18 protein-coding genes and 1 pseudogene are annotated in these 22,245 nt (G+C 71.3%); 10 read left to right on the top strand and 9 right to left on the bottom strand.

Features of this window, described 5'->3' with window-relative positions; all coding sequences use genetic code 11:
- Positions 1–47: 47 nt before the first annotated feature.
- Positions 48–1,037, top strand: a complete 990-nt coding sequence (gene hemB, locus Aau02nite_RS01645; protein ID WP_212986480.1) for a porphobilinogen synthase — start codon at positions 48–50, stop codon at positions 1,035–1,037.
- 12 nt (positions 1,038–1,049) lie between these two features.
- Here the strand turns inward: hemB and Aau02nite_RS01640 are convergent.
- From Aau02nite_RS01640 to Aau02nite_RS01630, 3 genes and pseudogenes are all read right to left on the bottom strand, one after another.
- Positions 1,050–3,392 (bottom strand): annotated as a pseudogene (locus tag Aau02nite_RS01640) (DUF8508 domain-containing protein); the annotation flags it as partial.
- A 92-nt stretch (positions 3,393–3,484) separates the two neighbouring features.
- Positions 3,485–4,528 (bottom strand): GNAT family N-acetyltransferase, encoded by a 1,044-nt coding sequence (locus Aau02nite_RS01635; protein WP_212986478.1) that lies wholly within the window; start codon positions 4,526–4,528, stop codon positions 3,485–3,487.
- Positions 4,529–4,588: 60 nt separating this feature from the next.
- Positions 4,589–5,782 (bottom strand): lytic transglycosylase domain-containing protein, encoded by a 1,194-nt coding sequence (locus Aau02nite_RS01630; RefSeq protein ID WP_212986477.1) that lies wholly within the window; start codon positions 5,780–5,782, stop codon positions 4,589–4,591.
- A gap of 1,018 nt (positions 5,783–6,800) precedes the next feature.
- On the opposite strand from Aau02nite_RS01630, the gene Aau02nite_RS01625 reads away from it, so the two are divergent.
- Both Aau02nite_RS01625 and Aau02nite_RS01620 read left to right on the top strand, forming a co-directional pair.
- Positions 6,801–7,022, top strand: coding sequence for an FmdB family zinc ribbon protein (locus tag Aau02nite_RS01625; protein ID WP_212986476.1), 222 nt, complete (start codon positions 6,801–6,803; stop codon positions 7,020–7,022).
- 1,338 nt (positions 7,023–8,360) lie between these two features.
- Complete coding sequence (locus tag Aau02nite_RS01620; RefSeq protein WP_212986475.1) at positions 8,361–11,201, top strand: winged helix-turn-helix domain-containing protein; 2,841 nt, start codon at positions 8,361–8,363, stop codon at positions 11,199–11,201.
- 182 nt (positions 11,202–11,383) lie between these two features.
- Here Aau02nite_RS01620 and Aau02nite_RS01615 read toward each other — a convergent pair whose 3' ends face one another.
- Positions 11,384–11,887 carry a phospholipase gene (locus tag Aau02nite_RS01615; protein WP_212986474.1) on the bottom strand — a complete coding sequence of 168 codons (504 nt, stop codon included), beginning with the start codon at positions 11,885–11,887 and terminating at the stop codon, positions 11,384–11,386.
- 187 nt (positions 11,888–12,074) lie between these two features.
- Here Aau02nite_RS01615 and Aau02nite_RS01610 point away from each other — a divergent pair, with 187 nt between their 5' ends.
- Positions 12,075–13,091, top strand: coding sequence for a potassium channel family protein (locus tag Aau02nite_RS01610; RefSeq protein WP_246594814.1), 1,017 nt, complete (start codon positions 12,075–12,077; stop codon positions 13,089–13,091).
- A 54-nt stretch (positions 13,092–13,145) separates the two neighbouring features.
- On the opposite strand, the gene Aau02nite_RS01605 is transcribed toward Aau02nite_RS01610, so the two are convergent.
- Both Aau02nite_RS01605 and Aau02nite_RS01600 read right to left on the bottom strand, forming a co-directional pair.
- Positions 13,146–14,192, bottom strand: coding sequence for a 2-oxoacid:ferredoxin oxidoreductase subunit beta (locus tag Aau02nite_RS01605; RefSeq protein ID WP_212986472.1), 1,047 nt, complete (start codon positions 14,190–14,192; stop codon positions 13,146–13,148).
- A complete protein-coding gene (locus Aau02nite_RS01600; protein WP_246594821.1) occupies positions 14,185–15,963 on the bottom strand; it encodes a 2-oxoacid:acceptor oxidoreductase subunit alpha in 1,779 nt (592 codons plus the stop codon). Before Aau02nite_RS01600 ends, Aau02nite_RS01605 begins: the two co-directional genes overlap by 8 nt.
- A gap of 275 nt (positions 15,964–16,238) precedes the next feature.
- On the opposite strand from Aau02nite_RS01600, the gene ndhC reads away from it, so the two are divergent.
- The 5 genes from ndhC (at position 16,239) to Aau02nite_RS01575 (ending at position 19,123) form a co-directional block, all read left to right on the top strand.
- Positions 16,239–16,616, top strand: coding sequence for an NADH-quinone oxidoreductase subunit A (ndhC, locus tag Aau02nite_RS01595; RefSeq protein WP_212986470.1), 378 nt, complete (start codon positions 16,239–16,241; stop codon positions 16,614–16,616).
- 83 nt (positions 16,617–16,699) lie between these two features.
- Entirely contained in the window at positions 16,700–17,260 is a 561-nt protein-coding gene (locus Aau02nite_RS01590; protein ID WP_212986469.1) for a DivIVA domain-containing protein, read from the top strand.
- Positions 17,257–17,754, top strand: a complete 498-nt coding sequence (locus Aau02nite_RS01585; protein WP_212986468.1) for an SRPBCC family protein — start codon at positions 17,257–17,259, stop codon at positions 17,752–17,754. The genes Aau02nite_RS01590 and Aau02nite_RS01585 overlap by 4 nt, the downstream gene beginning before the upstream one ends.
- A 33-nt stretch (positions 17,755–17,787) precedes the next feature.
- Positions 17,788–18,378 carry a DNA-3-methyladenine glycosylase I gene (locus Aau02nite_RS01580; protein WP_212986467.1) on the top strand — a complete coding sequence of 197 codons (591 nt, stop codon included), beginning with the start codon at positions 17,788–17,790 and terminating at the stop codon, positions 18,376–18,378.
- Between the two features lie 187 nt (positions 18,379–18,565).
- Complete coding sequence (locus Aau02nite_RS01575) at positions 18,566–19,123, top strand: hypothetical protein (protein ID WP_212986466.1); 558 nt, start codon at positions 18,566–18,568, stop codon at positions 19,121–19,123.
- Between the two features lie 62 nt (positions 19,124–19,185).
- Here the strand turns inward: Aau02nite_RS01575 and Aau02nite_RS01570 are convergent, their stop codons facing one another.
- The 3 genes from Aau02nite_RS01570 to Aau02nite_RS01560 all read right to left on the bottom strand — a co-directional run bounded on the left by Aau02nite_RS01570 (position 19,186) and on the right by Aau02nite_RS01560 (position 21,754).
- Positions 19,186–19,983 carry a S1 family peptidase gene (locus Aau02nite_RS01570; RefSeq protein ID WP_212986465.1) on the bottom strand — a complete coding sequence of 266 codons (798 nt, stop codon included), beginning with the start codon at positions 19,981–19,983 and terminating at the stop codon, positions 19,186–19,188.
- Between the two features lie 128 nt (positions 19,984–20,111).
- Positions 20,112–20,912, bottom strand: coding sequence for an enoyl-CoA hydratase-related protein (locus Aau02nite_RS01565; protein WP_212986464.1), 801 nt, complete (start codon positions 20,910–20,912; stop codon positions 20,112–20,114).
- Positions 20,913–20,941: 29 nt separating this feature from the next.
- Positions 20,942–21,754, bottom strand: a complete 813-nt coding sequence (locus Aau02nite_RS01560; RefSeq protein WP_212986463.1) for a PaaX family transcriptional regulator — start codon at positions 21,752–21,754, stop codon at positions 20,942–20,944.
- Between the two features lie 292 nt (positions 21,755–22,046).
- Between Aau02nite_RS01560 and Aau02nite_RS01555 the strand changes: the two genes are divergently transcribed.
- Entirely contained in the window at positions 22,047–22,214 is a 168-nt protein-coding gene (locus tag Aau02nite_RS01555) for a DUF3117 domain-containing protein (RefSeq protein WP_015625691.1), read from the top strand.
- Positions 22,215–22,245: the final 31 nt, after the last annotated feature.

Raw genomic sequence — 22,245 nt, 5'->3', positions numbered from 1 at the left:
GCCCGGTTCCGCCGGCTCACGCGGCCGGCCTGGCTGAGGGAGTGAGCATGGCGTTCCCCGATGTGCGTCCGCGGCGGCTGCGCCGTACCCCCGCCCTGCGGCGGCTGGTCGAGGAGACCCGGGTCGCACCGGCCGAGCTGATCCTGCCGATGTTCCTCAAAGAGGGCCTGACCGAGCCGCGGCCGATCAGCTCGCTGCCCGGCGTCATGCAGCACTCCCGGGAGTCGCTGCGCAAGGCCGCCCACGAGGCCGTCTCGGCCGGCGTCGGCGGTCTCATGCTCTTCGGCGTGCCGGAGACCGCCAACAAGGACGAGACCGGCTCGGCCGGGCTCGACCCGGACGGCATCCTCAACGTGGGCATCCGCGACCTGGTCGCCGAGGTCGGCGACGCCACCGTGATCATGGGCGATCTGTGCCTGGACGAGTTCACCTCGCACGGGCACTGCGGCGTCCTGGCCCCGGACGGCACGGTCGACAACGACGCCACCCTGGAGATCTACGGCCGGATGGGCGTCGCCCAGGCCGACGCCGGGGCGCACGTCGTCGGCCCCTCCGGGATGATGGACGGCCAGGTCGGCGTGGTCCGCAAGGCCCTCGACCAGGCCGGTCACCAGGACGTCTCGGTGCTGGCCTACTCGGCGAAGTACGCGGGCGCCTTCTACGGCCCGTTCCGCGAGGCCGTCGAGTCGAGCCTGCAGGGTGACCGGCGCACCTACCAGCAGAGCCCGGGCAACGTCCGCGAGGCGCTGCGCGAGGTGGAGCTGGACGTGGCCGAGGGCGCCGACATGGTCCTGGTGAAGCCGGCGCTGCCGTACCTGGACGTGATCGCCGCCGTGCGGGAGCGGGTCGACGTGCCGGTCGCCGCCTACCAGGTCTCCGGCGAGTACGCGATGGTCGAGGCGGCCGCGGAGAAGGGCTGGATCGACCGGGAGGGCGTCATGCTCGAGACCCTGACGTCGATCAAGCGCGCCGGCGCCCAGGTCATGCTTACCTACTGGGCCACCGACGCCGCCCGGCTGCTGCGCGAACGGTACTGACCGCCGTACCCGTCAGTCGTCGTTCTGGATCGTGCCCGTCGCGCGGGCGTCCGCGAGCCGGATGCCTGCCAGGCCCGCCACCACCAGCGTCAGCTTCTCGTCCGGTTCCTTCCACCGGTCACCCCGGACCTGCACCGGGAAGGTGAGGCCGGTCGCGCCCGCGGGCACGACCCGGCAGCCCAGGTACGGCGTGAAGTCGGCCCCCACCCACGCGGACCCCGGCAGGGTGCTCGCGCAGACGGTCACCGACCGGCTCAACGGCCGGGACAGCACCACCGGGAACACCAGCGAGGTGGTGCCGCTGTCTCCCTCGGCGACGCCCGCGTCCGCGACCGACAGTGCCGCCCGGGAGTGGAAGCGGGCGACCTGGGGATCGTGGTCGCTGGAGCCCTTCGAGCCGTTCGCCTCGTCGGCGGCGGCCCAGTCGGCGTTGAGGTGGGCCGCCCGCATCTCGATCAGGTCGCCGTGCAGGGCGTCGTTGACGAAGAGATGGTCCAGCGTCTGCGCCGAGCCGTCGAAGACGTACGAGTACGCCGACGAGGGCGCGTCCGCCACCAGGTCGTCCCACAGGTTGTGCAGGCCGGCCTCGTACAGCGGGCCGAGCTGGTCGCCCGGAGCCGCGGGCACCGGGTCGTCGGGGCGCGGGAAGACGTTCAGGTCGCCGCCGTACGCGATCCGCGCGTGCGCGTCGTGGTCCCCGATCGCGGTGGCGATCGCCGCGCCGTACGCGGCCTGCTCGGTGCGCTGCCCGACCCGGGTGTCCGGCCCGGACGAGTAGTGGTTGCTGACCGCCCAGAGCCGGAACCGCTCCACCGCTCCTGGCGCTGCCTTGACGTCGAAGAGCGCCACCTGCGGCGCCCGGGTGTAGACGTTCGGGCCGTCCACGCCCGTCGACCTGTCCACGTCGGCCGGCAGCACCGCGTTCAGCGTCTTCGGATTGGACACGTCGGCGTTGCTCGCCAGCGGTGTGCCGCGGTAGGTCACCTGCGGTGCCGCGCCCAGCACCGGGTCGGCCGCGGTCGCGGGGACGAGCGAGAGCCGGTCGGTGCGGTAGAGGAACGCGGCGGTGATCCCGCGGGCGTCGGCGCCGGTGCGGTCGTACGCGGCCGCGTACGCCGGACCGCCGTTGCCCTTGATCGTCAGGGCCAGCTCCTGCAACGTGTCCGGCTGCCCGTCCGCGTCGTTGATATCGCCGCAGGTCAGAGCTCCGCCGGTGACCGTGCAGAGGTCCTGGTCCTCGGCCTCCTGGGCCAGGATCAGGTCCGGTGAGTGCAGGCCGGCGACGATCTGGTCGGCGAGGTCGGCCAGCTTCTCCCGGTACGCCGCCTCGCTCGCCGGGACGTAGTCGAAGGGCGGGTTCACGCCGGGGCAGCCGGTGTCGCCGGTGAAGTCGCAGCCGTCGAACGGGTCGTCGCGGAAGTCGTACAGGTTCTCCACGTTGTACGTCGACACGGCGAACTCGGTGCCGCGGGCGGCGGCCTTCGGCGGGTTGTTCCGGGACGGGTCCGCGCCGGGCGTGAACGCGGCGGTGGCCGGCTGGACGCCGTACTTGTTGAAGGAGTAGGAGAGGCCGCCGACCGCGTCGCCGGACAGCCGGTCGAAGGTCTTCGCCGGTGGCAGCAGCGCGCCGCTGTCACCGGCGGTCGCCTTCACTCCCGTCGTGCCGAGCAGGATGCGGTCGCCGTTGCCGTCGTCGACCGGGCCGGGCAGGTTGTCCAGCGGATGGGCGTCGCGGAAGACCCGCCGGGCGTACGGGTCGGCCCGGTCCAGCAGCGGATCGTCCCGGTCGATGACCCATATCTCGGAGTCGGCGGTGCCGCCGAAGACGTTGCGGCCGGCGACGACCCCGGCGCCGTCGCGGACCCGCAGCTGCATGCCCTCGTGCCGCTCCCAGAAGCGGTCGGCGGCGGCCAGCTCGCCCGGCGGCCTCGCGTCGTCGACCCGGACCTCACTGAGCGGCACGCCCTCGGCCAGCCTGGTGACCAGCGTGGCGCCGGAGAGCTGAGTCATCGAGAAGAACTCCGAAACCCGGGCCCGGACCACGATCTCGTCGCCCACGGTGGGCACGTAGCCGCCGATCAGCGAGGTGAAGGCGCCCATGAAGACGAAGATGCCGTCGGAGCTCGCCGGGTCACCGTCGTCGGCGCCCGCGCGGCTCTGCAGGAAGAAGCCGTGCTGGTCGGCGCCGGCGGACGTGCGGGCCAGGGTGCGCTGGGTGACGACCCCGCGGACGTCGTACAGGATGCTGCTCGTGCCGTTGCCCGACGGGTTGGCCAGCGGCGACCGGTCGGTGCGCGGATTCTCGGTGTCCGTGGTGGTGCCCTGCACGGCGCCGACGGTCAGCGGCTCGTCGGCCGCCCGCGCGACGCCGGGGAACAGGGCGGCGGTCAGCAGCGGAACGGTGAGCAAGGGCAGGAAGCGGCGGTAGCGCACGGAGCCTCCACAGCTCAGTCGGTGGGCTCGAGTCTGTGCACCAGCTGGGCCACGTCCACGCCGTACTCGTACCAGTCGCGGTCGGACTGGAAGCCCAGCTCGGCGTTGACCTTGAGCATGGACTCGTTGTGCTGCGCGTTCCAGGTCTGCACCTCGCGCAGGCCGGGCTCGGCCGAACGCAGTTCGAACAACATCCGGGCCTTGATCGCCCGGTCGATGCCGTAACCGCGGTGCTCGCGGACGACGATCGTGTCGTACTGGTCGGCGCGCTCCGGATGCTGCGCGGGCACGACCACCTCGGTCAGCCCGGCGACGGCACCGGAGGCCTCGTGGATGGCCAGCACGATGTACGGCTTCAGACCCCTTCGGTGCAGCGTGTTCAGGCTGTCGCGCAACCGTTGCGGATCGGACGAGCTCGGCCGCAGGTCCAGGTCGTTCTCGTCGCCGTCCTGCCCCTCGAGCTTGGCCTGCGCGTACGGCTCCAGCAGCGGGGCCGGCGGCCCACCCGGGTGGTACTCGACCCGGTAGCCGGCGCTGATGCCGTTGGCCATGGCGTGCAGGGCGTTCCAGTCCACGCTGGACAGCGTAAGGACGCTGCGGGTCTCCACATACTCCTGCTCGAAGCCCAGCGCCTGGTAGAACGCGATGGCCGGGGTGTCCCCGATGGCCTCGACGCCGATGGAGGAGAAACCCTCGAGATAGGCGCGGCGGGCGGCGACCCCGACGAGCTGCTGGCCCAGGCCGCGGCGGCGCAGGTCGGGATGGACCAGCACCTCCAGCACGCCGATGTCGCCGAGCAGCAGGACACTGACGTGGCCGTAGATGGTGCTCTCACCCTCGGCGAGCCGGTCGTCCTCGGCGACCCAGCTGATCCGGCGCTCACCCGGCATGGTCTCGGCCAGGTAGTCGACCACCTGGACGTCCTGCCACGGTGGATCGTCGGGGAGATCGGCGGCCAGCACCGCGTTGTACGTCTCCACGAGCGATCGGATCTCCCCCGCCGACGCGGTCCGGGGATCCCACTCACGCACCCTCACCCGTACAGCTTGCCGGTACATGGACCTTCAGGGAAGTGCCGGGTGGACAAATGTACGCGACCCGTCACTGTGGGTTGTCGATCAGACCCGGCTGCGCTGCCCGTATTCGTTGGCCGCATCGAACACCTTCTGCGCGTACGGCCGCACCGCGTTGTACGACAAAATGGCGTCCCACCAGGCATCCGGCCGGGCGAGGTCACGCCCGCCCTGACACAGATACTTGGCCGCGGCCAGCGACGCGTCGTCGATGTCGTTGGGATCGGAAACACCATTGTTGTCGGCATCAACACCATTGCCGACGGAGATCGCATTCCACGTCTGCGGGATGAACTGCAACGGCCCGAGGGCCCGATCGAACTGGGCGTCCCCGTCGAGCGCACCCTGATCGGTGTCCCGGATCTCCTGCCGCCCACCCTTACCGTCCAACGGCAACCCGAAGATCGGCGGCGCGACGGAGCCGTCGACATTGAGCACAGCGCCGTTGGCACTGCCGTGCGAGGACTCCACCTTGGCGATGGCGGCGATGGTGGTCCAGCTCAGATGGCAACTCGGGGTGGTCCTGGTCACCACCAGCTCGGCGTAGCCGTACGCCTGCACGGCAACGACCGGAATGCCGGCCCGGGTGCCGGTGTCCTGCGCCCAGGAAGCCAGCACATCGGCCGGCCGGGCGCCACCGACCGCGCCACCGACCGGAGGCTGGGTGCCGGGCACGACGCCGCCGACGGGGGCGGAGGCGCTGGGAATCCCGCCGAGCCCGGGCACCGGCCCGGCGGGCCCGGAGGGACCCCCGGCCGAGGCGCCGCCATCAAGCCCGAAATCGGGCGTCACGCTGGGCGTCGGCATAGCCTCCAGAGCCCGGGGTACGAGGTAGGCACCGGCCGTCCCGGCGGCGCCGAGGAGCAGGACGGCGATGATGGCGGGGAGGATGAGCCGGCCGCTGGGGCGTTTGGCCCAGGCAGAGGTGCTGCGAGCGGTGCTCCGGGCGACCCGGACGGGGTTGGCTCGGCGCAGCACCCGGGTGGCCCGGCCCTGGGACGCGGCGGCTGCTGTGCTGGGGGCCTTGTCCCCGGGCTTGCTGTCCCCGGCTTTGTCCTTGTTGTCGTCCCCGGCTTTGTCCTTGTTCGGGGCCCCGTCTTTGTTGTCGGCCTTGCCGTCGGTGGCGGTCTTGTCCGGGGGAGTGCTGCCCTTGTCCGTCTTGTCGCCGGGAGTTGCCTTGTCGGTCCCGGTGGCTTTGTCACTGCCGGCGGCCTTGTATCCGGGCTTGGTTCCGTCCACCGGCCCGTCGCTGCTGAGGGCGCTAGCCGTTGCAGTGGCGTCAGCGGGTTTCTTCCCGTCTGGCTTGGCCTTGCCGTCCTCGGCAGGTCCGAGGGCTGCCGCCTTGCCGTCTGCGGACTTGTCGTCGGCGGCAGACCTCGGGGCGGTCTTGCTGTCTGTGGCCTCGCTGTCGTCGGCCGGTCCGGAGGCTGCCTTGCTGTCTGTGGCGTCGCCGCCTGCGGCAGGCCCGGGGGCCGTTTTGCTGTCCGCGGCCGGTCCGGAGGCTGCCTTGCTGTCTGTGGCGTCGCCGCCTGCGGCAGGCCCGGGGGCCGTTTTGCTGTCCGCGGCCAGCCCGGGGGCCGTCTTGCCATCCGCAGCCGACCCTGGGGCTGCTTTGCTGTCCGCTACCTTCGGCTCTGGCTCGGCCTTCCCATCTGCCTTGCCTGCCGTCTCCGCCGATGCCCCAGCCGCAGCGCCCGCAGCGCCGGCAGCTGATGCGGCGCCACCGCTCGGCGGTGCCGTGGAGCCGGCGGCCCCTTCGCCCTCAGCGGTCGCATCGTCGGTAGATGTTCCCGGCCCGGCCCCCGCAGCACTCGCGGCGCCGGTGGCCACAACGCTCGGCTCGTAGGTGCCACCCGAGGCGCCGGTTGTCAGAACACTCGGCTGGTATGTGCCACCCGGGCCGTCAGGCAGTTTCTCGGCGGCCAAGTCCGACTTATCCGTGGCCTGGTCGGACGTGGCCGCTCCGGAGCGTGACCCGCCGGACCGAGCCACCGACGGCGCGGCATCATCGCCCACTGAGCCCGCCGCCGGGATCGCCTCCTCGGGCGCCGCGCCGGAGCTGCCGAGGGGCCCGTCGATATGCGGCGCCGGAGGTCGCTGCCCGCGCCGCTTCGGGGATGTGTCCTGCCCGTCCGCCACTCGAAAGACACTACCGGGCGACTGCGACACTCGGCGCCCACGGAACTCGCCCGATACGTTCTCCACAGGCTGGGAACCAGGGCGGCGAAACGTCACAGCCGAGCCATACGCTGTCTCCATGCCGCGCTATGACTTCCGCTGCCGCGCCTGCGGCGACACCTTCGAGCTGAACCGGCCGATGGCCGAATCCGCCGCCCCCGCGACGTGCCCCCAGGGCCACGCCGACACCGTCAAGTTGCTGTCCACAGTCGCCGTCACGGGCCGAGGCGCAGCCATGCCCGCGCCCCCGTCAGCCAGTGGCGGCGGCGGAGGCTGTTGCGGCGGTGCCTGCGGCTGCTGACACGCTGACGCTCGGCGCTGGCAGACGTGCACGCTCACTGCCATGCAGCGCCTGCGGGCCAGCATGTCCAAGCCGACCCTGCAAGTGCGGGCGAGTGCTGGCTGACCCCGCGGGTGCTGGCTGTGCGGGCGGTGCTGGCTGTGCGGGCGGTGCTGGCTGTGCGGGCGGTGCTGGCGGTGCTGGCTGTGCGGGCCGTGCAGGCGGGCACTGGCTGATCTGGTGAGTGCCGGCCACTCCAGCGGTGCCGGCCGGTCCAACGGGCAGCCTGACCAGCCAATGCCGGCTATTCGACCGGGCCCGACCCTGCAGGTGCTGACGCCTACGAAGCCGCCGGCTTAGCTGCAGAGCCGACAGCTTCGGAACCGGACGTGCATCTGCACAACTGTCGCCTGCAGATCACCTTGCTCAACCGTTAGCCCAACGGTCGGCGATTGTGAGAAGGCCGGTGACGGCTGGGCGCACGGCGCCCTAGGGAAGCAGGTGCATCCAGTTGATGCTCACACGGTGGATCGCCGGCGGCGAACAGGCGGCATCCCTCGTCAGGATTGCGCCGACCCACTGGGTCGGCAGTGGATGCATCGACCCAGCGGTCGCGCTCCGCGTGACGGCGAGACGCATCGACCTAGCGGTCGCCCTCCGCGTGAAGGTGAGATGCATTGACCTAGCGGGCGCGCTCCGCGTGACGGCAGATGTATCGGATCAGCGGTCGCGGTCCGCTCGATGGCGAAGATGCATCCGGGTCAGCGGTCGCGGTCCGCTTGATGGCGAAGATGCACTGGACCAGCGGTCGCGGCCCGCGTGACGGCAAGGATGCATCCGGCCCACCGATCCGCATCCCGTGGCATCACGCAGGACAACCACCACCCGACCCACATCCGGAAAACTCAACAACGGCGCAAATACGGTGACGACGACCACAACCCGATCCCGCCGACCGACCCGCGCGGATGAAGCTCGGGGCGGATGTATCACCGGGACCCTCTCGGGGATCTCTTGTTTCAGTCGACTTCGGGTGCCCGTCAGTCGACTGTGGGCGGTCGTTTTCGGTGACACTGTGGTGATCGTCAGGTGACCTGACGCAGTCGCACAAAGGGTTACTCGTGCGGGGCCGTACGAACGGGTCGGTGGAATTGGCCGACTGCGGCGCAACTCGAACGTGAACCTCGTCGTTACGTCACGCGTAGTGCCGTGCGTGACCGTCGATGACCCCGACCGTGGGTCGCCCTTGCGGGGTCGGCCGTGGCGGGAGGACGGTTACCGACCGTTCTTACGATGTGCCGTGTGATTGCGGTACGGCAGCATGAAGCGCGACTTCCCAAGGGGGCGGAGGTTCTCACCGTGTCGGGACGGACCGAGCTGCCGAGCGGGCTTGTGACCTTCATGTTTACGGACATCGAGGGGTCCACGCGACTCGCCCGGATGCTCGGCGAAGGTTATGGCCGTGTGCTCAACGCCCATCGTGGCGTCGTGCGCGCAGCGCTGAGTAATTACGCCGGCGCCGAGCTTTTCACTGAGGGTGACTCCTTCTTCGTCGCGTTCCGGGACGCGGCATCCGCTGTCTCGGCGTGTGTGGCCGCACAGCGCGCACTCGCGGCGTACCCGTGGCCGAGCGCCGACGTGGCGCCCCGGGTCCGTATGGGTCTGCACACCGGCTGGGCCGTCCCGGTCGCCGGTGAGTACACGAGCGCCGAGGTGCACCGCGCCGCCCGGGTCGCCGCGGCAGCACACGGCGGTCAGGTCCTCTGCTCCGAGGCGACCGCACTGGCCGTCACCACCTGGTCCCCCTCACTGTCTCCGCGCGACGCCGACTTCTCCCTGGCACCGAGGGAGGCGGGGTTGACGCTGGCCCCGCGCGAAGCCGAGCTCGCCCTGCGCGAGGCGGACTCCTCGCTCGAAGCCAAATTCGCGCTGGCGCGACACAGCGCCGACCTCACGCCGGCCCCCCGCAGCGCCCAACTCGTAGGCGTCGGCGCCGGCCGGACCAGACAACAGCACCGGGAACGCCGACCGTCCCAGGCCCCGCTGATCGAGAGCATCGACCTGCTCGACCTCGGCCCGTTCCGGCTGCGCGGCTTCGACGACGACGAGCGGCTCTTCCAGCTCGTCGCCCCCGGGCTGGAGCGGGACTTCCCCCGCCCGCGCACCCCCGATGCGCCCGTCGACAACCTGCCCGCCGCCGTCACTCCGTTCGTCGGCCGGCAGAGCGAGATCGCCGAGCTCAAGGGTCTGATCTCCACCCATCGCCTGGTCACCGTGGCCGGGACGGGCGGTGCCGGCAAGAGCCGGCTCGCCGTTGCCGCCGCCGAGGAGCTGCGGGCGGCGTACCCGGACGGGATCTGGCTGGTCGATCTGGCCGAGGACCATCCGGCCGAGGCGCTGGCCGCCGCGATGGGCGTACGGCGGGAGCCCGGCCGTCCGCTGCTCGACAGCCTCATCGAGCGGTGCGCCGAGGGCCGTGTCCTGTTGATCCTCGACACCTGCGAGGCCCGGCACCACGCCGCCCGGGAGCTGGTCCGGCGGCTGCTGACCAAGTGTCGCCGGCTGGACGTCCTGGCGACCTCGCGCACCTCGCTGGGCGTACCCGGGGAACTGGTCTGGCGGATCCCGCAGCTGGCGCCGGCCGATGCCTATGCCCTGCTGGCCGCCCGGGCCACCGCGGCGCGGGGCGGGCGGCCCGGTCCGGCCGGTGAGTCCACCGACCTCGCCCGGATCGCGGCGAAGCTGGACGGCGTCCCGCTGGCGATCGAGCTGGCCGCCGACCGGCTGCGGCTGCTCTCCGCGGCGCAGCTCGCCGGCCGCCTCGACGATCCGATCGCCGCGCTCGATGCCGGCCGCTCCGAGCCGGGCCGGCACGGCAGCCTGACCAGCAGCCTCGACTGGTCCTACCACGGACTCAGCGACAGTGCCGCCGGTCTGCTGCGCCGGCTGGCCGTCTTCGCCGGGCCGGTCGAGCTCGGCACTGTGGAGTGGTCCGGCGAGGACGCCTTCGGCGCCCTGTCGGAGCTGGCCGACCGATCCCTGGTGGAGGTCGTCACCGGGCCGCGCTACCAGATGTCCGAGCAGGTCCGGGCGTACGCGACCCGCCGGCTCGCCGCCGCGGGGGAGGAGCGGGCGGCCCGGGACCGGCACGTCGACTGGTCGTTGCACACCCTCGACGGTGTGGCCGTGGACACCGACGGGCAGCCGCGGACCGTGTCGCTCACCGAGCTGGCCCCGTACGTGCAGGAGTGGCAGGCCGCGCTGCGCTGGTCCGCGACCGGCGGCAGTGTCGGGGCCGGGCTGCGGCTGGCCGGAGCGCTGGCTCCGTGGTGGCGCGAGTACGGCCGGGCGCGTGATGGCCGGGATCTGCTGTTCCGGCTCTACCGGCGGATCGACGAGGATGGCGCCGAGCCGGTCGACCCGGTGGAGCTGGCCTCCGCGTACCTGGTCCACGCCGGACTCGCCGACGACCGGGAGGAGCGCACCCGCTTCCTGGACCGGGCCGAGGACATCGCCCGCCGGGTGGGTCACTCGGCGCTGCTGGTCCGGGCGCTCGCCGGGCAGCGGCTCTCGCTCGTGGAGGCCGGCCGCACAGCCGAGGCCGAGAAGCTGTGCCGCGAGGTCATCGCCCGCGCCGAACGCACCGGGGTCCCGGCGGCCGCGCTGCCGGCCGTGGTGACCCTCGCCGAGCTGCTGTGGCGGCGTGACGCCCTGGACGAGGCGGCGGAGCTGCTCGGCAGTGCCCGCCAGCTGGAGGCGGGACGGCCGGAGGACCGGGGCAGCCGTACCGTGGACTGGATGTTGGGCATGGTGGCCCTGCGCCGCCGTGACCTGGTCGCCGCGCACGACCATCTGGTGGTCGCTCTGCGGTCGCGGTTGCGGCACGGCTTCCGGGGCGCCGCCGCGGACGCCGTCGCGGCGATCGCCGTCCGGTGTGCCGTCGGCGGCGATCCGGGCACCGCGACCGTCCTGTTCGGGGGCGCGGAGTCGGTGCGGGGTGCGTGCCGGGCCACCCACTTCGGCGGGTTCTGGTCCGGGCAGCAGGCCGCCCTGCGGCGGATGCTCGGCGACGCGGCGTTCGACGCGGCCTACGCCGACGGGGCGGAGATGGGCTTCGGCCGGGCGGTGGCGATCGCGCTGGCTGTCGAGCACCCGGACCTCGAGCACGGGTCGGCCCGCTTCGCCCAGACCCTGGGCTGACCGGCCCCGCGCTGGCGGGCCCCGCGCTGGCCGGCCCCGCGCTGGCCGGCCCCGCGCTGACCGGCCCGGGCTGACCGGCCTGCGGGGGACCGGCCTGCGCTGACCGTCCTGCGCCGACCGGCCTGGGCTGACCGGTCAGCGCGGGACCGGCCCGGCCCGATCAGCGCGAGGCGGGCCGGGCCCTATCCGACCAGCGTGCGGGCCCGGTCGATGTCGGACGGGTTGACCGCCTCCAGTGACCCGAAGATGCTCACGGCCTGGTAATACGTCCAGGCCAGGCTGTAGCAGGCCGGCCGGGTGACCGCGCTGTACGTCGCGCACTTGCGCTTGAGGTCGGCGTAGAACATGTCGTCCAGCCGGTCCTTGTTGGCCGCGAACGTGCCCACGTCCTTGTAGTTGCGGTAGCCGAAGTCGTGGCGCCAGCAGGACAGGCTGAAGTTGAAGCCGAGCGGGCTGTCCGGGCTGGACGAGCAGTAGTCGGTGGTCCAGTCGAAGCCGTAGCTCGTCCACGGTTCGCGGTTGACGCGGGCGTCGTTCCAGGCCGTGCTGCTCGACACGGCGGTCTGGGTCCAGCGGGCGAGGACGGTGGTCTTGCTGTCCGCGGCGGCCGAGGCCGCGGCGGGGGGAGCCAGCAGGGCCACTGCAGAGATCAGGACGACGAGGGTACGGCGGACGGACCGTTTCATCGAAACCTCCAGCGGTAGGCCGCCAGTCTTGGATCGACAGCTTTCTAGATACAAGACGATCAATGGAGTTTTCCTTAACGATGCCTCAACTTACCGGTGGGTATTCCGCGGCGGGCCTGTCGTGTGCTGTCCTGGAATGGCGTGTGGGACCCGGCCGCTATGGTGTGAACGTGCAGGCGGCCGTTCAGTGATCCGATTACCTCTGGTCCGGCAGGGACCACTGCGGGCGCTCGCCGTTCGGGTGACCGCGGGCTTCACCATCGTGCTGCTCACCGTGCTGGTGATCTACATCGACCGCGATGGTTACCGCGACCTCAACGAGGACGGGCTGACCCTGCTCGACTGCTTCTACTACGCGGTCGTGTCGCTCTCCACCACCGGCTACGGCGACATCACCCCGGTCACGCCCGACGCGCGCCTGGTCAACATCGTGTTCATCACCCCGGCGCGCGTGCTGTTCCTGATCATCCTGGTCGGCACGACCCTCGAGGTGCTGACGGAGCAGTACCGCAAGAACATCAGGGTCACCCGGTGGAGGCACAAGTTGAAGGACCACGTCATCGTCTGCGGCTACGGCACCAAGGGCCGTGCCGCGGTGAGTGCACTGCTCGAGACGGGCTACGACAAGTCCCGCATCGTCGTGGTGGAGAGCCGCGACGAAGCCCTGCGCCAGGCCGGCGCCAACGGCCTGGTCGCGATCGAGGGCAACGCCACCCGTTCGGCGGTCCTGCTCGAGGCGGACGTCAAGAACGCCAAGTCGGTCATCATCGCCACCGACAGCGACGAGGCGTCCGTGCTGATCACCCTCACGGTGCGGCAGCTGACCGCGGGCCAGGTGCGGATCATCGCGGCCGTCCGCGAGCAGGAGAACGCCGCCCTGCTCAAGCAGAGCGGCGCCCACCACGTCATCGTGTCCTCGTCGACCGCCGGCCGGCTGCTCGGCCTGACCACGACGACCCCGCCGCTGATCGACGTGGTGGAGGACCTGCTGACCCCGGGCCAGGGCATGGCGCTGGCGATGCGCTCCGCGGAACGCGACGAGGTCGGCCGTAACCCGCGCGAGCTGCAGACGCTGGTGGTGGCGCTGATCCGCCGGGGCAAGGTGCTGCCGCTGGGCGGCCACCAGTCGGTCACCATCGACACCGGGGACATGCTGATCTACATCCGGGACGAGGAGAACAGCGGCGTCGGCGTAGCCGTCTGACGCGGATCGGCCCAGGCCCGCGGGCCTGAGCCGATCTCGAGACGGGAGCCGGAGTTACAGGATCGTCCAGGTGTCGCCGGCGTTGAGCAGCTCGCTGAGCATCTCGTCCGGAGTGCCCGTGACCTGGGCCTTGGCGTCCTCCAGCTGCTTCTGGATGAGCTCGTCGTAGGACGGGCGCGCGACGTTGCGGAACACGCCGATCGGGGTCGTGCCCAGGTCCGAGCCCGACAGCCGGCTCAGCGCGAAGGCGTACGCCGGGTCGTCCACGGTCGCGTCGTGCACGACCGGGGTCTCGCCACCGAGCTCCGCGCTCTCGCGCACCGACAGGCCGAAGGCGCCGGCCGGGTGGACCACCGAATACTGGCCCTGGGCGCCGAAGGTGATCGGTTGGCCCTGCTCCAGCCGGATCAGGTGGTCGTCGCGGGTGTCCGGGTCTTTGAGTACTTCGAACGCGCCGTCGTTGAAGATGTTGCAGTTCTGGTAGATCTCCACGAACGCGGAGCCTTCGTGTTGGGCTGCCGCGCGTAGCACTGATTGCAGGTGTTTGCGGTCGGAGTCGATGGTGCGGGCTACGAAGGTTGCTTCTGCGCCCAGGGCCAGTGACAGCGGGTTGAATGGTGAGTCCGCGGAGCCGGCCGGGGTCGATTTGGTGATTTTGCCTAGTTCGGAGGTCGGTGAGTACTGGCCTTTGGTCAGGCCGTAGATCCGGTTGTTGAACAGCAGGATTTTCAGGTTGACGTTGCGGCGTAGTGCGTGGATGAGGTGGTTGCCGCCGATCGACAGGGCGTCGCCGTCGCCGGTGACGACCCAGACTGACAGGTCCGGGCGGGAGGCGGACAGGCCGGTCGCGATGGCCGGGGCGCGGCCGTGGATCGAGTGCATGCCGTAGGTGTTCATGTAGTACGGGAAGCGTGACGAGCAGCCGATGCCGGAGACGAAGACTGTGTTCTGCCGGGCGATGCCCAGTTCCGGCATGAACTGCTGGACCGCGGCCAGGATCGCGTAGTCACCGCAGCCGGGGCACCAGCGGACCTCCTGGTCGGATTTGAAGTCTTTGGCTGTCAGCTTCACCGGCGTCAACGGGATGGAGGTGCTAACCATTTTTGACCACGTCCTCGAGCATGTTCTCCAGCGTGGCGGCCGTGAAGGGTAGGCCGCTGACCTGGTTGAAGGGAACCGCGTCGATCAGGTACCGGGCCCGGATGACGTGGGCGAGCTGGCCCAGGTTCATCTCCGGGATGACCACTTTGTCGTATGCGTGGAGGATTTCGCCGAGGTTGCCCGGCAGGGGTGCCAGGTGCCGCAGGTGGGCCTGGGCGATCGGTAGTCCGCGCTGGCGTAGGGCCCGGCAGGCGGCACCGATCGGTCCGTAGGTCGAGCCCCAGCCGAGCACGAGCACGCGGGAATTCTCGTCCGGGTCTTCGATGTCGATGTCGGGAACCGGGATGGACTCGATGCGTTCCGCGCGGGTGCGCACCATGAACTCGTGGTTGGCCGGGTCGTAGGAGATGTCACCGGTCTTGTCGGCTTTCTCCAGGCCGCCGATCCGGTGTTCCAGGCCCGGCGTGCCGGGGATGGCCCACGGCCGGGCCATGGTCTGCGGGTCACGCAGGTACGGCAGGAAGCGCCCGTCCTCGCCGTTCGGCTCGGTGGTGTAGGCGACCGAGATGTCCGGCAGGTCGTTGATGTCGGGCAGCAGCCACGGTTCGGAGCCGTTGGCCACGTAGTTGTCCGAGAGCAGGATCACCGGCGTGCGGTACTTCAGGGCGATCCGCGCCGCCTCGATCGCGGCGTGGAAGCAGTCCGACGGTGACTTCGGCGCGATCACCGCCAGCGGTGCCTCGCCGTGCCGGCCGTACAGGGCCATGTTGAGGTCGGCCTGCTCGGTCTTGGTCGGCATGCCCGTCGACGGGCCGGCCCGCTGCACGTCGATGATGACCAGCGGCAGCTCCAGCGCGATGGCCAGGGAGATCGTCTCGCCCTTGAGCGCCACGCCGGGACCCGAGGTTGTGGTGACGCCCAGCGCGCCGCCGTACGCCGCGCCCAGCGCGGCCCCGATCGCGGCGATCTCGTCCTCGGCCTGCATCGTGGTGATGCCGAAGCGTTTGTGCTTGCTCAGCTCGTGCAGGATGTCCGACGCCGGGGTGATCGGGTACGCACCCAGGAAGACCGGCAGCTTGGCCCGTACGCCCGCGGCCACCAGGCCCAGCGCCAGAGCGGCGTTGCCGGTGATGTTGCGGTACGTGCCCGGCCGCATCTTGGCCGGCTTGACCTCGTAACGCACCGAGAAGTCCTCGGTCGTCTCACCGAAGTTCCAGCCCGCCTGGAACGCCGCCTTGTTCGCCGCGACCAGATCCGGGCGCTTGGCGAACTTACGCTCCAAAAACCGGATGGTGGAGGCGAACGGGCGCGAGTACATCCAACTCAGCAGGCCCAGAGCGAACATGTTCTTGGCCCGCTCGGCGTCCTTCTTCGCCACCCCGAGCTCGGCCAACGCGCCGATGGTCATCGAGGTCAGCGCCACCGGATGCAGGGCGTAGCCATCCAGCGAACCGTCCTCCAGCGGGCTCACCGCATAGCCGACCTTGGCCAGATTACGCCTGGTGAACTCGTCGGTGTTGACGATGATGTCCGCGCCCGGCGGCAGATCACCCAGATTCGCCTTCAGCGCCGCCGGGTTCATCGCCACCAGCACATTCGGCGAATCGCCGGGCGTCAGGATGTCGTAATCAGCGAAATGCACCTGGAAGCTCGAGACGCCGGGCAGAGTCCCGGCAGGCGCGCGGATCTCCGCCGGGAAGTTCGGCAGTGTCGAGATGTCGTTGCCCAGCTGTGCGGTCTCCGAGGTGAACCGGTCACCGGTGAGCTGCATACCGTCACCGGAGTCACCGGCGAACCGGATCACCACACGATCGAGCTGCTCGACACGCTTCGCGGGAGCGCCCACGTTTCCAACCTCCTGAAGGAGCCGGCCGGCGGGTACGCACGTCGATGAGCCGGCCCGCAATAGTCACTTCCAGCCTACGTCGGCACTCCTTACCGTCGTGGGGACCGGGGCGTGTCCGACTTCAGACCGTTGACCACAGTAGCCAGGTAAGGCTTGCCTGAGCCACCCGAGCCCACTCTTCGGTTCGCTAGGCTGCGGCCGTGCAGGGCTATCTGGGTTCGTACGCGACGCTGGGGCTGGTGCTGGCCGCCGGTGTGCTGGTCTTCGTCGGCGCCTTCGGGGCGAACAGGCTGCTCAGACCGGCCCATCCGGCGGAGCCGGCGGGCAAGCGGCTGACCTACGAGAGCGGCGTCGACCCGGTCGGCGGCGACTGGGCGCAGGCCCAGATCCGCTACTACGTGTACGCGTACCTCTATGTGCTCTTCGCCGTCGAGGCGGTCTTCCTGTTCCCCTGGGCGGTTGTCTTCGACCGGCCCGGATTCGGTCTGCTGACCGTGGCCGAGATGGGGGTCTTCGTGGCGGTTCTGGCGCTCGGCATCGTCTACGCCTGGCGCAAGAAGATCCTTACCTGGACCTGACGCCCCTCGATCGCCGGGGGCGTTTCCCGCCCGGCGGGGTGGCGGGCTCGCACAGCCGCAGCCGTCGTGCCACGATCGTGCCCATGGGCCAGCTTCTCCTCTTCGTCGTCGTGGCGCTCGTGGTCGCGGCGATCGTCTTCGGTGTGACCGTCATGGTGAGCGGAGGCGACCCCGGCCTGACGCCGGTCGAGCCGGACGGCAAGTCGCTGCCGCTGCCCAGCGACCGTCCGCTCGGCGAGGAGGACGTGTTCCGGACCAGGTTCGACACCGCGTTCCGCGGCTACCGGATGTCCCAGGTCGACCAGGCGCTGCAGCGGGCCGCCTACGACATCGGCTACAAGGGTGAGCTGATCGGCGTGCTGGAGGCCGAGGTCGCCGCGCTGCGCGAGGGCCGTACCGCCGACGCCGACGTGCTGCGCCGGGCCCGGGAGGCCGCGGTCGCCCCGCCGCCCGCCGAGCCGGCCGTGGTCGTCCCCGACGTGACGCCGCCGGACGACAAGCCCGCTGCCACCACCGCCCCCGCTGCCACCGCCCCCGCTGCCACCGCCCCCGCTGCCACCGCCCCCGCCGCCGGGGAGCAGCCCGCCGCGGAGAAGGCGCCTGCCCGGCCGGCGGGTGACGAGGAACCGGCGGAGAGCCGGTGAGTGCGCCGGGGCCGGTCGACGGGCTCGGCGACGCCGCGATCCCCGGCACCGGGGAGGTCACCGCGACCGTCATCGTCAACGCGCCCGCCCCGCGGGTCTTCGCGGCGTTCACCAACTGGGAGCGGCAGTCCGAGTGGATCCCGTTCACCAAGGTGCGGGTGGTCGAGGGGGACGGCGGCGAGGGCAGCCTGATCGAGGCGATCACCGGCGTGGGCGCCGCCGGGCTGCGCGACGAGATGCGGGTGGTGCGGGTCGACGCGCCGTACGAGGTCCGCGTGGTGCACTGCGGCAAGGTTCTGCGCGGCCCCGGCGCGATGCGCTGCACGGCGATGGCCGGTGACCGCACCCAGGTCGTGATGCACGAGTGGTTCCACCTGCCCGGCGGCGCGGCCGCCAAGCTGGCCTGGCCGGTGATCTGGCCCGGTTCCAAGCTGAGCCTCAAGGGCGCCCTGAAGAGGTTCGGCCGCCTGGTCGAGCAGGGCCGTCTGTCCTGACTTTCTGTCAGAGGGGCCTCGTACGGTTCCGGCATGACTGATGTGACCGCCGCGGGCCTGGTGGTGAGGGCGGACGGCCGGGCCAGGTGCGGATGGGGCGGCAGCACGCCCGACTACCTGCCCTACCACGACCTCGAGTGGGGCCGGCCGGTGCACGGCGACGACGCGCTGTTCGAACGGCTCACCCTCGAGGCCTTCCAGTCCGGGCTCTCCTGGATCACCATCCTGCGCAAACGCCCGGCCTTCCGGACGGCGTTCGCCGGCTTCTCGATCCCCGCGGTGGCGGCGTTCTCCGAGGCCGACGCCACCCGGCTGATGGCCGACCCGGGCATCGTCCGCAACCGGATGAAGGTCGACGCGGCCCTGCACAACGCCCGGGTGGCCGCCGATCTGCCGGAGGGACTGGCCGCCCTGCTCTGGTCCTTCGCGCCGCCGCCGCGGGCGCGCCCGGCGACCGTGGCGGACGTCCCGGCGACCACGCCGGAGTCGGTCGCGCTGGCCAGGGAGCTGAAGAAGCGCGGCTTCAAGTTCGTCGGCCCGACGACGGCCTACGCCCTGATGCAGGCGACGGGCATGGTCGACGATCACCTCGCCGGTTGCTTCGTCCCGCCGTCCCGCCCCTGACGACCGGTCCCCGGTCAGCTCGTCTCCGCGGCTACCGCGCCCCGGGCCGGGCCCCGAGGTCGGCGCGGCGCCGACCGGCCGTCAGCGGACCGCTCAGGCCCTCGCGCCGGCGTCCTGAGTGCCGGGCCCGTCACGCCCACCCGAGCCAGCGCCGGGCGGTCCGGCCGCTCGTGATGTGATGGTGCGCATGGCGCAGTGGGCGGTGATCATTCCGGCGGATCGGTGGGCGACCGAGCGGTTGTTCCATCACGACACCCTGACCGTGGCCGGCCTGGCCGGCGTGCGGCCGGCGGCCGGCGACAGAGTTCTGCTGGTCGCGGACGAGCAGGCGCCGCAGGTGGTGGCGCTGGGTGTGGTCGGCGACGGGCTGGCCCGGCGGGGCGCGCACGGCGTTGAGGAGCTGACCGTCACCTACTCCCGGCGGTCCTTCGACGCGCCGGTGCCGGCCGGCGAGCTCAAGCTGGCCGAGCCGGTCGCCGAGGTCGACGAGGAGCAGTACGAGCGGTTCGCCGTCCGGCTGAACGCCGGCCCGGACCGGCAGACCTGGCTGGTCAGCCTGGACCTGCCGATCGAGGCGGCCACCCCGGCGGAGGCGGTGCGGCAGTTCTGGTCGTACGCGCTGGAGCTGGGCCCGGCCGAGCTGCCGACCTTCGTCTCGCCCGCCGGCGACGAGCTGGCCATGCAGGCGTTCGTGCTGGGTGAGCAGGCCAACCAGGATCCCGAAGAGGACGAGGACGACGACTAGCCACCGGCAGCGCAACGGGCCCGGAGCGGCAAGCTCCGGGCCCGTTCGCGTGCCTTGCCGGGTCAGCCGCCGAGGCTCGAGGCCGCCGAGGCGATCGTCGCGGCGAAGTAGCTCACCTGGGTGTAGACGCCGGGCTTGTTGCGCCGGGCGCAGCCGTCGCCCCAGCTGACGATGCCGACCTGGACCCAGGCGTTGGCCGCGTCGCGGCGGAACATCGGGCCGCCGGAGTCGCCCTGGCAGGTGTCCACGCCACCGGCGGCGTAGCCCGCGCAGATCTCGTTGCTGGCGATGACCTGGCCGTTGTACATCGCGCTGGAGTTGCAGGTGGCGTCGCTGACGAACGGCACGGTCGCCTTGCGCATGTAGCGCTGCTGGCCGCCGCCCTCGGTCGCGGCACCCCAGCCGGCGACCGTGAACGTGCCCGAGTCGTACGCGGTGGTCCTGGCGATCGGCAGGGTGGCGAAGCCGGTCACCGGGCTGGCCAGGCGGATCAGCGCCCAGTCCTTGCCGTTGCCGTTGTAGCCGGGGGCCCGGTACACGTAGTTCGACCGGCGGGTGACCTTGCTCGTCGACTGGAGGTCGACGACCCCGATCGTCGCGGTGATCGACGTGTTGGTGCCGGTGCCGTTCACGCAGTGGGCGGCCGTCAGCACCAGCGTCGGGCTGTAGAGCGCGCCGCCGCAGCCCATCGACAGCCGGACCATGAACGGGAACTCACCCTGCGTGGCCGTGGTGCCGCCGACGACCCGGTCCGGGCCGTCGGGGGCGGCCGCCGCGGGCGACGACTGCATCAGGCTGCCCATCGCGGCCACCGTCAGAGCGGCTGCCGCCCCGCTCAGGATCCTGCGCCACCTTGCCATCCAGACCTCCCCAGCCCGAGATGCGCCCTGCGGCTGCACCTCATCTCGATGGGGGAAGTCAAACATTTACCTGCATTGATGCGGGTATCCCGAAATGCTCATACCGTCGGCGCTACCCGCAGGAAGAATCACCGGCCCTCGAAGACCGGCTTCTCCTTCGCCACGAACGCCGTCACCGCGGCCTGGTGGTCGGCGGTCCGCCCGCAGATGGCCTGCGCCTGGGCCTCGGCGGCCAGCGCGTCGGAGAGCGAGCCGGCCGTGCCGATGGACAGCTCGCGCTTGATGGCCGCGTACGCCACCGTGGGGCCGGCGGCGAGCCGGGCGGCGAACTCCTGCGCGGTCGGCAGCACCTGCTCGTCGTCGGTGACCAGCTGGGTGAGCAGGCCGTAGTCGAGGCTCTCCTGGGCGCGTACCGGCTGGGCCAGCAGCAGCAGCTCCAGCGCCCGGGCCCGGCCCACGATGTGCGGCAGCGACCAGGTCACACCGGTGTCCCCGGCCAGCCCGACGTTCGAGAAGGCCATCAGGAAGGTGGTGCGCGGGCCGCCGATGCGGAAGTCGGCGAGCAGGGCCAGCGACGCGCCGGCACCCGCCGCGGTGCCCCGGACGGCGGCGACCACCGGCTTGGGCAGGCTGGCCAGCCGCTGCGCGATGGGGTTGTAGTGCTGCCGCACGGTGTCCAGCTCGGTGGCGCCCTTGTCCAGGTCGCGGGCGTGCTCACGGAGATCCTGGCCCACGCAGAACGCCTTGCCCGCCCCGGCCAGCACGACCGCCCGGATGGACCGGTCGGTCTCGATCGACGCCAGCGTGTCCCGCAGGGCCTCCTTGAGGTCCACATCCAGGGCGTTCATGGCGTCGGGCCGGTTCAGGGTCAGGGTCACGACAGCGTCGGTGCGGTCGACAAGCAGGGAGTCGGTCTTCAGCCCGCTCATGGGCGGCGGGTGGGGCGGTTGGATGGCTGTCATGGTTCTGAGAATCCCACACGTCCACCGCGAGACACGGACGCCAGGCACCTCTCGACGTAGCGGTCGGCGGCCGGCCGTAACCGGGCGGCGTGCCGGTCGAAGAACGTCGCCGCGCTGGTGCCGGGCCAGCGGGCGGGCAGCAGGGAGGCGGGCAGCTGCGGGTCGCGGAACAGGAACGAGCGCCAGGCGTGCACCAGCTGGAAGCGGGCCGCGTACGCCTCCTCGTCGGAGCTGCGGGCGTTGACCGCCGTGACGATCGGGCGCTGGGTCGCGATGAAGTCCTCGTACGCCCGGCCGATCTCGGTGAGGTCCCAGGCCCGGCCGACCACCTCGGCCGCTCCCGGCGAGCCGGCCGCGTGGCTGGCGCTGAACCGTTCGTAGCCGACCCCGGCCTCGGCCAGGACCGTGTCCACCTCGTCCGTGGCGCGCGGGGCGACCCAGGCGAACTCGCCCAACATGCCGTAGCCCAGAAAAGTCAGTCGTTTCGCTTCCCGGCGCGGGACCGGGGCCCGGGTCAGGACCAGATCGAAGCGCCCGTCCCAGCCGTTGCGCCCGGTCCGGTAGATCCGGGCCGCCGCCTCGTCGAGCCGGCGGGCGGCTTTGGGAGTGAGTAGATAGCCCGGGCCGGAGACCAGTCGCATAGGGTGCAACCAGCCCTGACGCACCATCCGGGAGACCGCGGTGCGGACCGCGGGGGGCGCGATGCCGACCGGCGCGAGCAGTTTGACGAGGGCGGCGACCGGCGCGCGGCCGCCTCTCGGGCGCAGATAGTCGCCGTAGAGGTCGAAGAGTGCCGACCGCGCCTGCATGACCGCACATTGTGACAGCCCGAAAGGCGATATGCTAGACGCTGTCACATCAGCCCGGGCTGGGTTTGGGTTCGCCGGTGTTCATCAGGGAAAATGTTTGATCGGCACGGTGGGCCACGTCGCGTGACGTCGGGCGAGGCTCGCAGCGCTGCGGTCTCGGGTCGGTCCAGCGGGGGCGACTCCGCCGGTCGGATACGAGGTACGGCGCACCGTGGGGCTGAGCACGGCGCGTTGACGAAGTGGCTGTGGGGTAACCCACCGCGACCCTGATGTAGGTCTGAGGGGAGACAAGATGGCGGCGATGAAGCCGCGGACGGGCGATGGTCCGCTGGAGGTCACCAAGGAAGGACGCGGGATCGTCATGCGCGTCCCGCTGGAGGGTGGTGGCCGTCTCGTCGTTGAGATGACTCCGGACGAGGCCAACGCGCTTGGTGACGCGTTGAAGGCGATCGCCGGCTGACGTTTCACGTGGCCCGCCGGTACGGTACCTG

The organism is Actinoplanes auranticolor (assembly GCF_018332655.1).
GTDB classification, from domain to species: Bacteria; Actinomycetota; Actinomycetes; order Mycobacteriales; family Micromonosporaceae; genus Actinoplanes; species Actinoplanes auranticolor.
This window is presented reverse-complemented; position numbering and strand designations above follow the sequence as displayed.